Raw genomic sequence first — 14,508 nt, 5'->3', positions numbered from 1 at the left:
CATCAAAACTGCATGGCATTGGTGGGTTCCTAGGGGCCTAGGTACAGGCGGGTGCACATCCACAACAACAAGGCAGGCTCCCTATGGGCATACTGGTGATAGTTGTAGTCGCCAAACCCATAAGGAGCCCTCAACCATGAAGGATAGTAACCAAGCCATGAACATACTCGAGGCCTATGACCTCTACCAGTCCTACAATCAAGCAGCCAGAGAGTGCCACTGCTCTCCCAATACCGTGCGTTCCCTCGTCGCTGCAAGGCGGGAGGGAACCTTGGCCACGAGAGGTGAGCGCGAAGCCCGATCATCGCTCGTTGAAACTGAAACATCTGGTTCTTGTCACCTCTCTCGTTGAGACGTCCAGATCCCCGATGCAGTCCACCTCAAGAGTCGATCAGGGTGCTCCTGGCCGATCAACGCTCTGGCTTATGACCAGACTCTGATTCGCCAAACGGCAATTAAACGCCGGATCTACGTGGGTCGTTACCCCTGCGATGCTGAGAACGGGAGTCGACGTTCACGCCAGCCAAATGCTCGCTCGAGTTGCGCCGCTAAACCGAGCAGCGTGTACTCGTCCCAAGGACCCGCCACCAACTGGATACCCACCGGTATGCCAGTCGCAGTCACGTGAACCGGCAATGAGATTGCAGGCTGCCCCGTCATGTTAAACGCAGAGGTGAATACCGCCATCTGCAGGACGGTGAGCGAAGAGCTCGACGTCTCCCCAGATGCGTGCAGCTCCTCGAGTACGGCACCAGCGCGAGGAGGAAGAATCGCCATCGTCGGGCTGAGGAGGATATCGAAGTCACTCCCCCATCGACTGAGGAATCCGCGCGTCCAGCGCTGTAGGTCGGCGACGGATTGCACGTAGTCGAGGCTCGAGACCCCTAGAGCTGCCTCCCGGTTCCGCTGGATGTGAAGATCCGTCTTTGTCCAATCCACATCGCGATAGCCTGCGAGGCCTGTGTTCACGATGTTCAGAAATGGACCCAAGAAGTCATCGATATTGGGCAGTTCGAACGACTCGATTACGTGGCCGAGGGATTCAAGTGTTTGAGCCGTAGCCTCGACCGCCCCTAGACATGCGGCATCGACTGGTAGGCCAAAGGGGGAGGTCGTCACCATGCCGATTCGTAGACGTGCTGGCTCCGCACCAATGGCGGTCGCAAAGGGTTGTTCAGGCGCAGGAGCGTTATACCACTGCAGTGGATCGGGTCCGGCGATCTGATCGAGCACCGCCGCCACGTCCGCGACGTCGCGACCGAGGACACCCTCGACCGAGCCACCCTCCCACGAAAAGTTACGGGACGGGACCCTTCCGCGAGCCACCTTCAGACCGACAAGTCCACAACAGGAGGCGGGAATCCGGATCGAACCTCCACCATCATTGCCGTGAGCGATGGAGAACATCCCGGCCGCAACTGCCGCAGCCGCCCCTCCGCTCGATCCCCCGGGCGTGAGATCAAGATCCCATGGGTTGCGAGTGACCCCATAACGGAGATTCTCCGTCACTGGAATCGGGCCGAACTCAGGAGCGTTGGTGCGTCCAAAGAGCAGAAACCCCGCCCGTTCGAAGGCGCGCACCACCAACTCGCTCTCGAGCTTGGGTTCATCTGAGACCGCCAACGAACCGTAGGTCGCTGGCCACCCCGCCACCTCGGTGAGATCCTTGATTGGGAGTGGCACCCCAAAAAAAGGGGGGAGTTCCTCATCACTCGCATGAACGAGCACATCCGCCATCGCCGCTGCGCGCCGTCTCGCCTCCTCGTCATCGGACCAGACAATAGCATTCACCTGTGGGTTGAGCGCTTGAATCCGTTCGGCGGTATCGGTCAACACTTCCACTGGGCTGATCTGGCGCGACCGGATCAGCCCAGCGAGTTCGAGGGCCGTCGGCATCTGATTGAAGAGTTCGGGCATGCACAAAGGCTACCACTTGGCGCACCAGCCAACAGGACACCCACCGAGAACAGCCTCACGTTGACAGGTGCTCCCGACCACACGACAACATTCCTGCCAAGATCGTTCACCGTCGAGATCGTGTGCGCCAGAGGGTATCGGCGAACCCCATGACGATACACCATCGCACCTTGTCATCAAGGACCTTGCAGTGGTGCACTCCCGCTGCGACGAGGAACCTGCTCCAACCGCAACCCATGGTCAGCGGTGTCTTACGCTATGCAACAACGGAGCTCGGTGGGCCCAGAGTTCCACGGTCCACAACGGTTTGACGTTGTGCACCGGCGATCGCTCCGATCGAGGAGACCGGCTGACGAAATTGTTCGCGCAGTGATATAACACTTCGCTATATTGCATTGGTACTACGACCGGCTATACTACTTGTCATGCGAACGAGTAACCATTCCAGCGGCTCAGCCACAGAGCTGCTCCTACTCGGCCTTCTCGCAGACGAGGGCATGCACGGCTACGAACTCAAACGGCGTATCGACACCGCTTTTGGCGCCCTGATGACCATGTCATGGGGATCGCTCTACCCTGCATTGGCCAAGTTGGAGCGTCGCGGACTCATTCGCTCGGAGGCAACCAACAACCCTGCGTTCGATTCGCGTCAACTCTCTGGAGCTCTCGCGGCAGAACTCGCATTACTCCAGCGTGGCGAACAACCCGCCAATGGGCGTCGCAATCGGAAGGTCTATACCATCACCGCCGCTGGCCAGACCTCGCTACTCGAGCTGTTGCGTGGCATCGCCATTGACGATGATCGTACCTTCTGGTTCGTACTGGCGTTTTCGGACCATCTCACCGAGGCTGAGCGCATCCGACTCTTCGAGCGACGGGTTGGCCTCATCAATGAACGCATGCGTGCCCTTGGCGAACTGTCCCCACGTTCAGACAGTTTGGGCCAGGTCAAGCATGGTCTCGAGTATCGTCTCGACGCTGAACTCCAGTGGATCGAGCGTGAACTCAAGGATCTTCGAGAGCAACCTACGCTCTCGCGGTAAGCAGAAGAAAGGAAATGGGGAAACCGATGTCAAAAGTACGCGTAGCAATCGCTGGCGTGGGAAACTGCGCTAGCTCACTCATCCAAGGGGTGCATTACTATCAAGGAGCGAACCCAGAGGACGAAGTCCCTGGTCTTATGCATGTCCAGCTCGGCGATTACCACGTCAGCGACCTGGAGTTTGTTGCTGCCTTCGACGTCGATGCCACCAAGGTTGGTGTCCCGCTCTCCAAGGCGATCTTTGCCGGTCGCAATAACACCATCAAGTTTGCCGAAGTTCCTGAGAGTCAGGTGATGGTCCAACGTGGACCAACCTTTGATGGCCTTGGCAAGTACTATCGGGAATCTATCGAAGAGTCTCCGCTCGAACCAGTCGATATCGTAGAGGCGCTGCGAGCTGTGCAGGCAGACGTGCTGGTCGCGTACCTACCGGTCGGTTCTGAGAAGGCACAGAAGTTCTATGCCCAAGCCTGCATCGACGCCAAGGTGGCTTTTGTCAATGCCATCCCGGTCTTCATCGCTTCAGATCCAGAGTGGGCAGCCAAGTTCACGGCCGCTGGCGTTCCTATCGTTGGCGATGATATCAAGAGCCAGGTTGGCGCCACAATCGTGCACCGCACGCTCGCTCGCCTCTTTGAGGATCGTGGGCTTGTGATCGACCGCACCTACCAGCTCAACGTCGGCGGGAACATGGACTTTAAGAACATGCTTGAGCGCGAGCGACTGGAGTCGAAGAAGATCTCCAAGACGCAGTCCGTCACCAGCCAGATCGACAACGGCATCGAAGCCGACGATGTCCATATCGGTCCCTCTGATCACGTCCCGTGGCTTGAGGATCGTAAATGGGCGTACATTCGGCTTGAGGGTCGCAACTTCGGTGACGTTCCCTTAAACATCGAGCTCAAACTTGAGGTGTGGGACTCCCCCAACAGCGCAGGGGTCATTATCGACGCCGTTCGTTGTGCCAAGATCGCCCTTGATCGCGGCGAGGGCGGACCACTACTCGGGCCATCTGCCTATTTCATGAAGTCACCACCTCAGCAGTTCCGTGATGGAATCGCGCAAGAGATGGTCAATGAGTATGCGCGCTCCCGCTCTTAGCTAACCGTCGGCTGGCCGACTCCAGGAGTGCCAGACTCGGGGTTCACCAGAAACTCCTCAATGGAAGCTGCGACTGCCTCCACCACTTCAGGGCCCAAGATGAGCCAACGGTGGGGGTGGTCGATAGCGATCGAGACCGCAGGCATCCTCGTCTCACGAAGGATCGGCAAGGTCATCCCACGGAGGCTGATCATCACCGGCAGCTCGAGATGCGAGAGACCGTCAGCGACCATTTGGGCTAACAACATGCCCGCGGGCGAGGTGTAGCGAAATCCGGAGTAGTACGCCACCTGCAACCCCGAGGTCGAGAAGTCAAAATAGGTCACGAGATCGAGTTCCCGCGTGTTGACGATGGCGGCGAGACGTGACTGATCAGTGTCGGCGAGCGCCACCGCTTTTGCTCCTCTTGCGCGCAGCCGCTGGGCAAGCAGATCTGCCTGCTGTTCAAGTGGAAGGGCAGCAAGGATTGCAACAGAGGCCTCTGACAACGGCTTTGTCCGGACGCGAAGGCGCTGTCGCTCGCGGACCCCATGAATATGCTCAGTGCTGCGTCCAAAGACACGCCGCAACTCGTCGACGGTTGCTCCTCCACAGATTCCATCGGCAGGAAGCGCTACATTCGATTGAAAATCCTGTAGGGCATCTCGCGTTCTCGTACCAAAGATACCGTCGACTCTGCCCGGATCGAACCCTAAGTTACCGAGTCGCTCCTGCAACCAGGCCACATCCTCACCACGGAAACTGGGATTTCGCAGATACAGAACTCGATCCCCAAAGGCAAATCCAGCCTCAACCAGGCTTCTCCAGGTGATACGATCGCAATCCCCTGTCTCAGGGATTCCGCGAGAGGACTGGAAAGCAACAATCGCATCGGATAGGCCTGCCAACCCTAAATCGGGGGGCAGGAAACCAAGCCTGACCAGACGCATCTCTACATCCGCCAAGCTCGCCTCTGAATTAGGGATCAGCGCAGCGGCTTCCTCAGCGCTCACCCCGCTAGCGCTGGGTCCAGCTCCTTCAGCAGTGCCTTCTTGGACATCGCTCCAACGATACGCTTCACCGGTTCGCCGTCTCGAAACAGCATCAGCGTCGGGATGCTCATGATCTCGAACCTCCGTGCCACCTGCAGTGCGTTGTCCACATTCAACTTCCCGATCACCAGCTGACCATTTTTGTCCTGGGCTATCTCCTCGAGAATCGGAGCAATCATCTTGCACGGTCCACACCACTCTGCCCAGAAGTCTACTAGTACCGGTGTCTGCGACGCCTTGATACGCTCATCAAAATTCTGATCATTGAGTTCAATAATCTCTATGCTCATCTTCTTCTCCATTCACTCACTGTGTAAATACTTGCATGTGCAACTATCAACATCGTCATCGCCGAAGTATTCCTCAGGCCTCTTGCCCAGCAAGGTAGTGCTCGACATCGAGCGCCGCTTGACAACCAGAACCAGCCGCCGTGATCGCCTGGCGATAGATATGATCCTGTACATCGCCTGCGGCGAACACTCCCCTAACGCTGGTCGCGGTAGAACCCGGCTGCGTCGCGAGGTAGCCAAGGTCATCCATCTCGAGTTGTCCTTTGAAGACATCGGTATTGGGTGCATGGCCAATCGCCACAAAGAGACCGGTAAAGTCATGGCGCTCTTCGGCTCCACCCGCTGGGTCCTGCACGGTCACACCAGCGAGCGAACCACCCTCTTCATGCAGCGCCGTCACCTGACGATTCCACAGGAAGGAGATCTTCGGGTTAGCAAAGGCCCGATCCTGCATGATCTTCGAGGCCCGTAGCGCATCGCGACGGTGGATAATCGTCACTGACTCGGCGAACTTGGTGAGGAATAACGCCTCCTCCAACGCAGAGTCACCACCACCAACGACCGCGATACGATGGCCGCGAAAGAAGAAACCGTCACAGGTCGCACACGTCGAGACACCGTGGCCGACCAGCCGTAGTTCGTTGTCGAGTCCGAGCATCAATGAACGGGCACCAGTCGCCACAATCACGGCATCAGCAGTGTAGGTCGGCTCGTCAGAGGTCGCATCGGATGCCCAAATGGCGGCGCGCCCACCAGAGAGGTCGACTCGAGAAGCTTTGGCCCCGTGCATTCTTGCACCAAAGCGCTCCGCCTGACTGCGGAAGTTACCCATGAGCTCTGGGCCGAGAATGCCGTCGACAAACCCTGGGAAATTCTCGATCTCCGTGGTCAGCATCAGCTGCCCGCCAGGCTGATCAGAGGTCGACGACGGCTCGCCTTCGAGTACGACTGGGCTGAAGTCGGCTCGAGCCGCATAGATGGCCGCCGTCAGGCCAGCTGGCCCCGAACCAATAATCACTACCTTCACATGCTCTGTCATTGGAGTCCTTTCTCCTTCACCACCGAGTTCGTCCGGCTTACTTCATCCACGCAGTTCGTGTGGTCAAGATTCGCACTACCACAGGAGCTGTCCCATTACTGGCAGCAGTCAATACCGCCCTCTGTGTCCTACGTAAGCTCGCGCGGGCGCCCCATCACGCCGAAGCGCCGGTGACAAGGCGATACTTGCCCATCTTGCGCCAGGCATACAGCGATAGCAACAAGGCGAGCCCACCGATCACGAAGTACGTGATCCACACCCGTCCCGCAAAGAGATAGGCATCGAGTAGTTTGACCAAAGCATCGACAGCCAACACGCCAGCAACCACCGCCAGTGCTAGGCCCAAGAGGCCGAAGATGATAGCGCGTGCGACCCAGAACAACGGCGACACTGCCTTGCTCTGTAGAAACTTGGCGATCTCGTCAACCCACTCCGCCGCGCGAGCAGCTAGGTCTCGCTGACCTTCTGCTTCGCCGTGATAATCAGCCACGTACCCTACCTCCTTCCCTACCATCCTACTTGGGTTCATGCTTGAGCACCGAGATACCAAGGGCACCTGGGCCAGCGTGGGTCCCAATGGTAGCGCCCATGACCGAGATCACCACCTCATCCACACCGGTCACCTCACGTACACGCGCTAGTACAGCATCGAGGTCGTTCGCCATCGCGTGGACGAGACCGACCCGCTCATAGGGTCCACCACCAGCAAACTTCTCCAACAGCGAAGTGATGGCGCTCTTACGAGTGCGCACCCGCCCCGCCGCCTCGATGGCACCATCACGCACCTCAATAAGCGGTTTGAAGGACATGACGGTACCCAATAGGGCACTCGCCGCACCGATTCTTCCTCCCCGACGAAGGTTCTCGAGGGTATCGAGCATACCGAAGGTCACCACTCGCTCGATCGTCGCGCTTACGATCCGCTGGCACTCCTCTGTATCCGCCCCAGCCTGCGCGGCGGTTGCCGCACTCACCGCCACCAACCCTTCACCAACCGTTAAGCTGCGGGTGTCAAAAACTGAGACGCGGCCCGAGTAGGCGCTCGCTGCAGCCAGTGCCGCTTGATAGGTCGCCGACAGATCCTTGGTCATAGTGAGGCAAATGACGTGGTTCGCACCGGCGTCGAGTTCGCTACTGAAGGCGGCATCAAACTCTCCTGGCGACGGGGCTGCTGTCTTTGGTAGATCGCTCGCACGCTGAGCGAGTTCCCAAAACCGTTCCCGCGAGAGCTCGGTTCCGTCCTTATAGTCGACCCCATCAAGACTAATCGTCAAAGGTACACGACGGATCCCTAGGGCATCAGCCAATTCGTTCGGCAGGTCGGACGCCGAATCGACCACTACCGCGACACTCATCGATGGATCTCCCTTCCTTGGCGGCCCAGTCTAGTTGCGAGCGCATTGAGAACCACGAAAACACCTGCACAGATCAGTAGTGCTCCCAAGGTCTGAAGGAAGAAACCAACACTCCTTGGGGCAGCGATCGAAGGTAGGGTTCTCCACAACACCAGTGCCGCGACGGCACCAATCATCGCGAGCCGCAACCACACCCGTACGACCTCCCCGGGCGCACGAAGCGCGTGCATCCTCATCAACACGAAGAGACCCAGCAACGCCGCCACCGTGTAGGCGATGGACAAGGAAGTGGTCAATCCGACGATTCCATATCGGTTGACCAACGCAAAGGCAAGCACAATGTTGAGCCCATTCTCGACGAGGTAGAGGACAAAAACGACTCGGGCATTGCGAGTCGCCTGAAGACCCTGCACAATCGAGAGGAAGAGAGCGAATCCTGGCAAGCCCACCGCGAATCCCTGTAGTGCCGCGGCGGTCAGGTTTACTCCAGCCATGCCAACCGCTCCATAGCGAAGCACCAGATCGAGTCCCACCGGGGCGCCAACTAACATGATGGCCGCAAGCGGCAGTGTTATCGCCACACTCGCCCGAAGCGCGCGGGTGAGGTTGGCGGCGAAGCCCTGCCGGTCACTCGTGGCCCACAGTCGAGCCAGCCGGGGTTGGAGCGCCGTCATAATCGAGAGCGAGACGATCGCATAGGGCAATTGGAAAAACAGATAGGCGTAGTTGTACGCGCTGATAAACCCGGGTCGAGGATCAGCGATGGCCTGGACCACAAAGACGGCGATCTGGTTGGCGATCACAAAACCAATGGTCCACGATGAAAGGGAAAACATCTCACGAACCGCCGGATCACGAAGCGCAAAGGATGGGCGGAACTCGATGCCCAGCCGCAACATGACCGGTAGCAGAACGAGCATCTGCGCCGCTACACCCGCGGTCGAACCGAGACCCAAAATGAGCACGGCATCCGGGTGGGCTAACACAATGCTAAGATTTGCACCCGGATAGAGTGCGGCGAAGGTCACGAGTGAGGCAACCGAGACGATGTTGTTCGCGATCGGAGCGAATGCCGCTGAGGCAAAGTTGCCTCGGAGGTTTAAGACGGCAGTGAACAGCGAGATGGCACCATAAAAAAAGAGCTGCGGCGCAAACAGGCGTAGCAACTCCGTGGCTAATTCCCGTTGCGCTAGTGCATAGGCGTGATGGTTCGCGATCGTATAGAGCCCAATGATCGCCGGTGCCAATAGTTCGAAAATCATCGTCGCCACCAATAGGCCGACGATCCCAAGAGTCAAGATCGTAGCTTGGGACTTGGTGCCCAACCGACGCCCCGCCACGCTAAAACGCGCCGAGAGCACCGGCAACAGAGTCGCCGAAATGACACCTCCTAAGAGGAGGTCATAGAGCATATTTGGGGTATTGTTGCCAAGGTTATAGGCATCAGCAAGCGGACGGACGCCGAGCACGACGGCGAGCACGATAAGACGTACCAATCCGGTCAGGCGAGAGGTCAGTGTTCCCGCCGCCAGCAAGGCCGCATTTTGACTAGCCGATTCCCGCGTCCCAAAGAGAAGACGCTTGAGTTGTGCGATCACTCGGTGCTCGTCTTCTTGTGGTGTCGACGAGCGGTGCGTACCCACCATGAGAGTAAGACCAGAGCAGCTCCAATCGTCAACACGATACCGACCGTGGAGAATCCAGTGGAGTGGACCGTAAGGACGTCGGTGATAAGCACCTGTCCGTTGGGAGCCGATACCACCGCGGTCACCGCAAAGGTTCCTAGCGCTTTCACCACGACCGGCAGACCCACTGTGGCCGTCCCCTTCGTTAGGTCCACGTTACGCTTCGACCCCTTGGGGAACGAGATCTCCGACGACCGGATCGAGAGCTGAACACGGATAGGAAATGGTAACTTCGAGGAGAGGGTGAGCGGCACCGACACACTATGCGAGGTAAGTGTGATGGTTTTGGAACCAACCAACTGCACATCGTCGAGCAGCCCCTGCTCTTGTTTCCCAAGCACGGGCAATGCCTGTGTGGCCACATGCGAGTCGCTTGAGGTGGCGAGCTGAGCCAAGCTGATGATCCCCACTAAGCCATCTCGCGTTCCGCTATCAGCTGACGCAATGGCGCTTAACCGAGCCAATCGCCGACGCTGTGCTTTGGCGAGCGCGCTGCAGTGCTTTGGTGTGGGAGCTAGCGAAAGATTTGCAAGCGAGATCTGACTGCTTGGCAGGGAGGCTGCGGTTTCGATCGTCATGGTTTTGAGTAACGGGCTTGCCCCAAGATGGTCAAGTATGGTGGTGATGTCCTCGATCTGCCCAGGTGTCGTGAGGTTCACCTCCATCACCGCCACCCTTCCACTCTGGGCCGGTGCTTGAAAATAGAACTGGGCGAGATCTGCCACCAGCCGTTGATATCCCAACGGTGTGCCCGCGTTGGCAAATTCGTTACCGAGCTGTCCACTCGCACCCAAGATCGTAAGCCCATCGGTGTGGATGTGGGCTGGGTCTGACACCGAGAGCACCGAGGCGAGTTGGCTCAATACCCCATCGGGAACGACCACCGAATCGATCTGTTGTTGGCCCAGGACATTAAGGGCATGACGGGTAGGGTATTGATACAGGACCGCCGTCTTGGATCCCGTCCCGTTGATTTGACCAGAGAGTCGAAGCCGTGCACCTAGACCGATAAACGAGGAGAACGCCGAACGAGAGCAGCTTGTAGCCGCAGCAGCGTACGGTGAAACAATACGCTGGTGCAGGTCAGGCGGACCAATCAAGCTGGCATATTTCTTCTGGAGCGCGATGGAAGTGCCGACTGCACCACCCAATGAGATCGATGCAGCGGCTGGCGAACTCGACAGACGCGAGAGGGCCGCATCAACACGCTTTGAGGTTGTCGGCAGCTCCATATGGAGGACTGGCGCAACTCCAAGTGGTGTCGTGATCGCGGTGCTTGACGGAAGGAACGGGATCCCCAAAATCAGCTGATCGAGGGTGACTCCTGTTTGGCTGTTGGCGAGGCGAAGTTCAACCGGATAGACCCCTGCACAGTTCGTGCCACAGGAGAGGTCGGCAAAGATCCGCGACGTCAAGTCATAGTCGCCCGACGAGCCCAACGACGAGAGCGCGCGAGGCCTTGACAGGGCCAGCGGCGAGCCAGCCGGACCGAGTTTGAGGGTCTGGCGCAGCTGAGAACGTGAGGATGTGCTCGGGTAGACGACAACAAACGCCTCCACATTCGAGGAGGGACCAGTCCAGGTGAAGTGCAGCGAGAGTGGTTGCGGGTTCACCAGGACACCGACATCCTGGGTCAGGGTTACCTTCGCTCTCACGGCCGTTAGGTCCGATCCGCTTCGCGGCAGAAAACTCAACAAAATCAGGATGAAGACGAAGCTGCTACGGAGAAGCAGGCTCAAAAATCGAGATACCCTCCGCCTGTTGCTCAAAACCGAGCTTGAGGTAGAGTCTGAGGGCGTTCTCGTTACGTTGTTGTGTATTGACTCCAACTCGCCGTGTTCTCCACCTCTTGGCCCACCGTAGTCCGTCGACGATAAGTCGAGTAGCAAAGCCGCGGCCCTGCCATTGAGGATCAACGGCGATCCTCTGCAGGTAACCTTCTCCACCACCTAAGCCAAAGATAGCGTAGCCCGCGAGAACATCGGAGTCGCCTACTGTCATCACCCTAAACCGACTTCTTGGTGTTGCGGCTACCGCCTCAGAGAGTGCGAGCTGATTCATTGCCCAAAACGGCTCAAAGCAAGCGTTGTCAACCCGAATCACCTCCTCAATGTGGAGTGGACTGGCTCGATGAAGCCTGCCAATACTGGCAGAATCCGGCACCTTAGGGAGCGCAAGCGCACATCTTCGAAAGAGCACGTGCAGTCGATCCAACTCCCGGAATCCAGCGTTGAGCAAGACTTGTTTCTGCGTGGCTCCTGTCGCCTGCACCAAAAAATGAGAGTAACCCATCTGTCGACCCACGGCTATCGCGCGCATCAGGATCTCCGGATCGCGCATCCACACCTGTGTGGGCGCCGCCACAAGCACCGCCTGTAAATTCCCATACCACGGCGAATATCGAACTTGGATACCACCGACACTTCTCAGCGCAGCCAACTAGCGTCAACGGTCCTTTCTTCAGTTGCCCTCCATCGGCGAAGGATCACTCATCCAAACCTTAGTTGCCGACGTAGCCCTGCCTGCAAACTCGCTGGACCAACCCGGTATCATGGGATGATGACCGTACTGTTCGGAACACATCCCGAATACCTAGAACACGATACCGGTCTGTTCCATCCAGAGTCGGCAAGCCGACTCGAGGTCATCGCTTCGGTGCTTGATCGTTTTCGAGATGCCATCGTCACCTTCAAACCCACCCCAGCAAGTGCCGCCTCGGTTACTCGGGTGCACGACAGCACCCATGTCGCCGAGATTCGCCAGCTCTGCCTCATGGGCGGCGGACCCATCGATGCCGATACGCAAGTGGGTTATCAATCCTACGATATCGCCCTTCTCGCCGCTGGTGCTGGTCTCGACGCTATCACGCGTCTCCAGCGAGGAGAGGGTGACGCAGCTTTTGTCGCGGTGCGGCCTCCAGGACATCATGCAACCACTGATACATCGATGGGATTCTGCCTCTTTAACAACATCGCCATAGCGGCACAGCAACTCGTTGACCAGGGCGAAAAGGTACTCATCGTGGATATCGATGCCCATCATGGGAATGGTACACAAGACATTTTTTACTCGCAGCCCTCTGTCCTCTATGTATCGATCCACCAGTACCCTCTGTACCCTGGTACCGGCAAGGTATTCGAGGTCGGAGAGGGCGCAGCGATCGGGACTACCATCAATATCCCGTTACCACCGCGCACTACCGGAGCGACGGCTCTTGCTGCCCTCGACACGATCGCTGCGCCGGTGATCACTACATTTGCTCCAACCTGGCTGTTGATCTCAGCAGGTTTCGATGGCCACCGTGACGATCCGCTCACCGATCTCGGTTACGGAGCGAACGACTACTACCATCTGACTCAGTGGGCACTCCAATTCGTGCCGCATGGGAAAACGGTGGCTTTTCTCGAGGGTGGGTACGATCTCGCTGCCTTGGCAGAATCAACGGGGGCATCCATAGAGGCGTTACTTGGTGTCTCCAGACGCCCTGATCCAGCCGACCCGACGGGAATCGTTGAGAACGACCTCATCTCAACCCTGGCGAGGATGCGTCAAGAAACGCTCCTGGCCCGTGGCCACGACGTGCTACCGCGTTGATGCGCCATCCCTCCGATCAGACGAACCCATAGACCCACGATAGGAATGTCCGCTGAGTGATCCCTAACCGCTTCGAACCTGTTATTCACACACTTGAACCCATTGCAGCACGATTTACGGAGCGTGGCTTTCGGCTCTACCTCGTCGGCGGCATCATCCGTGACTTACTTCTTGGCACCGTCGATGACTTCACCGATGTCGACCTTACCACGGACGCTGAACCCGACGAGATACGTTCGGCCCTGGCGGGGTTGGTACACTCAGTCAATCGAGCCGGCGAGCGCTTCGGGACAATAGCCTGTTCGCTGCAGGATTTACGGTTAGAGATCACGACCCACCGAGCCGAAGCCTACGTCGACACGAGTCGCAAACCCCAGGTGACATTTTCGACCTCACTCCAAGACGACCTAGCGCGTAGAGACTTCACCATCAACGCGATGGCTCTCGAACTAACTGCGCAAGAACCACGCTTGATCGACCCCTACCATGGTCTTGAAGACCTCCTTGCCCACCGTTTGCGTACACCGGTATCCCCCACCACCTCTTTTAGCGAGGACCCACTCCGCATGCTCCGAGCCGCTCGATTCATCGCACGCTTCGATCTTGTGCCGGAATCAGAGCTCATCGCGACCATCGAACAGCTCGCGCCTCGTCTCGACATTCTTTCACGTGAGAGAATCCGCGATGAACTCAATCGCCTACTGACGATACCCAACCCCACGCCCGGTCTTCAATTCCTCGTCAACACTCCGCTTGCCAGCAACTTTTTGCCGGCGCTCGCCAACCTTCGCCTCGAGCAGGACCCAGTCCATCACCATAAAGACGTTCTTGCCCACACCATCGCCGTGGTACAAAAATGCTCACCTCGGCTCCGCCTGCGCCTGGCAGCTCTCCTCCATGACATCGCCAAACCCAAGACACGGGAGATAGGCCCCGATGGTGTCACCTTCCATTTTCACGACGTCGTCGGTGCGAGAATGGCGACCGCCATCATGACAGAACTCCGCTACCCAAAAGAACTCACCCAGGAGGTGGCGAAACTGGTCGCCCTCCACCTTCGTTTCCATGGTTATGAGAATGGCTGGACCGACTCCGCCGTTCGCCGCTACATCCGCGATGCCGGCGAACTCTACGACGACCTCAACGAGCTGACCGTCTGTGACGCTACGACTCGCAATCAACACAAGCTGCAAGCGATGACGAGGCGGATGGAGGAGTTCAAACAACGGGTGGTGCAGCTTCAGGAATCCGAGGCCCTCGCCTCGTTGCGCCCCCCATTGGATGGACTAGCCATCATGGAGTTGCTCCAGATCCCACCATCACCGACCGTCGGAAAGGCCATCGCTTTTCTCCTCGAGACCGAACTTGAAGAGGGTCCACTTCCGCGAGACCAAGCCATCGAGCGTCTCCTCATCTGGTGGCAGCGCCAGTCTCACGACGCCTAACTCAGGTTA

General features: G+C 58.0%; 14 protein-coding genes. 5 read left to right on the top strand and 9 right to left on the bottom strand.

Going from position 1 to position 14,508, the window contains the following annotated elements; genetic code table 11:
- The first annotated feature begins 136 nt into the window (after positions 1 to 136).
- Positions 137 to 352: a hypothetical protein gene (locus M7Q83_RS10590; protein ID WP_298338349.1), complete on the top strand. Its 216-nt coding sequence runs from the start codon at positions 137 to 139 to the stop codon at positions 350 to 352.
- Positions 353 to 480: 128 nt separating this feature from the next.
- On the opposite strand, the gene M7Q83_RS10585 is transcribed toward M7Q83_RS10590, so the two are convergent.
- Positions 481 to 1,917: an amidase gene (locus tag M7Q83_RS10585; protein WP_298338347.1), complete on the bottom strand. Its 1,437-nt coding sequence runs from the start codon at positions 1,915 to 1,917 to the stop codon at positions 481 to 483.
- A gap of 425 nt (positions 1,918 to 2,342) precedes the next feature.
- Between M7Q83_RS10585 and M7Q83_RS10580 the strand changes: the two genes are divergently transcribed.
- A complete protein-coding gene (locus M7Q83_RS10580; protein WP_298338345.1) occupies positions 2,343 to 2,960 on the top strand; it encodes a PadR family transcriptional regulator in 618 nt (205 codons plus the stop codon).
- Positions 2,961 to 2,986: 26 nt separating this feature from the next.
- Positions 2,987 to 4,060 carry an inositol-3-phosphate synthase gene (locus M7Q83_RS10575; protein WP_298338343.1) on the top strand — a complete coding sequence of 358 codons (1,074 nt, stop codon included), beginning with the start codon at positions 2,987 to 2,989 and terminating at the stop codon, positions 4,058 to 4,060.
- On the opposite strand, the gene M7Q83_RS10570 is transcribed toward M7Q83_RS10575, so the two are convergent.
- The 8 genes from M7Q83_RS10570 to M7Q83_RS10535 form a co-directional block, all read right to left on the bottom strand.
- Positions 4,057 to 5,052 (bottom strand): peptidoglycan-binding protein, encoded by a 996-nt coding sequence (locus M7Q83_RS10570; protein ID WP_298338341.1) that lies wholly within the window; start codon positions 5,050 to 5,052, stop codon positions 4,057 to 4,059. The two genes, M7Q83_RS10575 and M7Q83_RS10570, sit on opposite strands and share 4 nt — an antisense overlap.
- Positions 5,049 to 5,381 (bottom strand): thioredoxin, encoded by a 333-nt coding sequence (trxA, locus tag M7Q83_RS10565; RefSeq protein WP_298338339.1) that lies wholly within the window; start codon positions 5,379 to 5,381, stop codon positions 5,049 to 5,051. Before trxA ends, M7Q83_RS10570 begins: the two co-directional genes overlap by 4 nt.
- A 73-nt stretch (positions 5,382 to 5,454) precedes the next feature.
- Positions 5,455 to 6,420, bottom strand: coding sequence for a thioredoxin-disulfide reductase (trxB, locus tag M7Q83_RS10560; protein ID WP_298338337.1), 966 nt, complete (start codon positions 6,418 to 6,420; stop codon positions 5,455 to 5,457).
- Positions 6,421 to 6,574: 154 nt separating this feature from the next.
- The gene (locus M7Q83_RS10555) at positions 6,575 to 6,910 is read right to left on the bottom strand and encodes a hypothetical protein (RefSeq protein ID WP_298338335.1); all 336 of its coding nucleotides are present in this window, start codon (positions 6,908 to 6,910) and stop codon (positions 6,575 to 6,577) included.
- Between the two features lie 25 nt (positions 6,911 to 6,935).
- Positions 6,936 to 7,775 carry a DegV family protein gene (locus M7Q83_RS10550; protein ID WP_298338333.1) on the bottom strand — a complete coding sequence of 280 codons (840 nt, stop codon included), beginning with the start codon at positions 7,773 to 7,775 and terminating at the stop codon, positions 6,936 to 6,938.
- Positions 7,772 to 9,373, bottom strand: a complete 1,602-nt coding sequence (murJ, locus tag M7Q83_RS10545; protein ID WP_298338331.1) for a murein biosynthesis integral membrane protein MurJ — start codon at positions 9,371 to 9,373, stop codon at positions 7,772 to 7,774. The genes M7Q83_RS10550 and murJ overlap by 4 nt, the downstream gene beginning before the upstream one ends.
- On the bottom strand, positions 9,370 to 11,199 hold the full coding sequence (locus M7Q83_RS10540) for a DUF6049 family protein (RefSeq protein WP_298338329.1): 1,830 nt from the start codon (positions 11,197 to 11,199) through the stop codon (positions 9,370 to 9,372). Before M7Q83_RS10540 ends, murJ begins: the two co-directional genes overlap by 4 nt.
- Entirely contained in the window at positions 11,180 to 11,899 is a 720-nt protein-coding gene (locus M7Q83_RS10535) for a GNAT family N-acetyltransferase (protein WP_298338326.1), read from the bottom strand. The genes M7Q83_RS10540 and M7Q83_RS10535 overlap by 20 nt, the downstream gene beginning before the upstream one ends.
- Before the next feature lie 120 nt (positions 11,900 to 12,019).
- On the opposite strand from M7Q83_RS10535, the gene M7Q83_RS10530 reads away from it, so the two are divergent.
- Together M7Q83_RS10530 and M7Q83_RS10525 are read left to right on the top strand one after the other, a co-directional pair.
- A complete protein-coding gene (locus M7Q83_RS10530; protein ID WP_298338324.1) occupies positions 12,020 to 13,054 on the top strand; it encodes a histone deacetylase in 1,035 nt (344 codons plus the stop codon).
- A 56-nt stretch (positions 13,055 to 13,110) separates the two neighbouring features.
- Positions 13,111 to 14,499 (top strand): CCA tRNA nucleotidyltransferase, encoded by a 1,389-nt coding sequence (locus tag M7Q83_RS10525; RefSeq protein ID WP_298338322.1) that lies wholly within the window; start codon positions 13,111 to 13,113, stop codon positions 14,497 to 14,499.
- Positions 14,500 to 14,508: the final 9 nt, after the last annotated feature.

Source organism: Ferrimicrobium sp. (assembly GCF_027364955.1).
Taxonomy (GTDB): Bacteria; Actinomycetota; Acidimicrobiia; order Acidimicrobiales; family Acidimicrobiaceae; genus Ferrimicrobium.
The sequence above is the reverse complement of the archived record's forward strand: the minus strand, read 5'-3'. Positions and strand labels throughout refer to the sequence as shown.

What these genes read in the sequence shown, in the direction of transcription:
- M7Q83_RS10550 (WP_298338333.1), bottom strand. Translation starts at nt 7,775, where the DNA reads ATGAGTGTCGCGGTAGTGGTCGATTCGGCGTCCGACCTGCCGAACGAA.
- M7Q83_RS10585 (WP_298338347.1), bottom strand. Translation starts at nt 1,917, where the DNA reads ATGCCCGAACTCTTCAATCAGATGCCGACGGCCCTCGAACTCGCTGGG.
- trxA (WP_298338339.1), bottom strand. Translation starts at nt 5,381, where the DNA reads ATGAGCATAGAGATTATTGAACTCAATGATCAGAATTTTGATGAGCGT.
- M7Q83_RS10590 (WP_298338349.1), top strand. Translation starts at nt 137, where the DNA reads ATGAAGGATAGTAACCAAGCCATGAACATACTCGAGGCCTATGACCTC.
- trxB (WP_298338337.1), bottom strand. Translation starts at nt 6,420, where the DNA reads ATGACAGAGCATGTGAAGGTAGTGATTATTGGTTCGGGGCCAGCTGGC.
- M7Q83_RS10580 (WP_298338345.1), top strand. Translation starts at nt 2,343, where the DNA reads ATGCGAACGAGTAACCATTCCAGCGGCTCAGCCACAGAGCTGCTCCTA.
- M7Q83_RS10575 (WP_298338343.1), top strand. Translation starts at nt 2,987, where the DNA reads ATGTCAAAAGTACGCGTAGCAATCGCTGGCGTGGGAAACTGCGCTAGC.
- M7Q83_RS10530 (WP_298338324.1), top strand. Translation starts at nt 12,020, where the DNA reads ATGACCGTACTGTTCGGAACACATCCCGAATACCTAGAACACGATACC.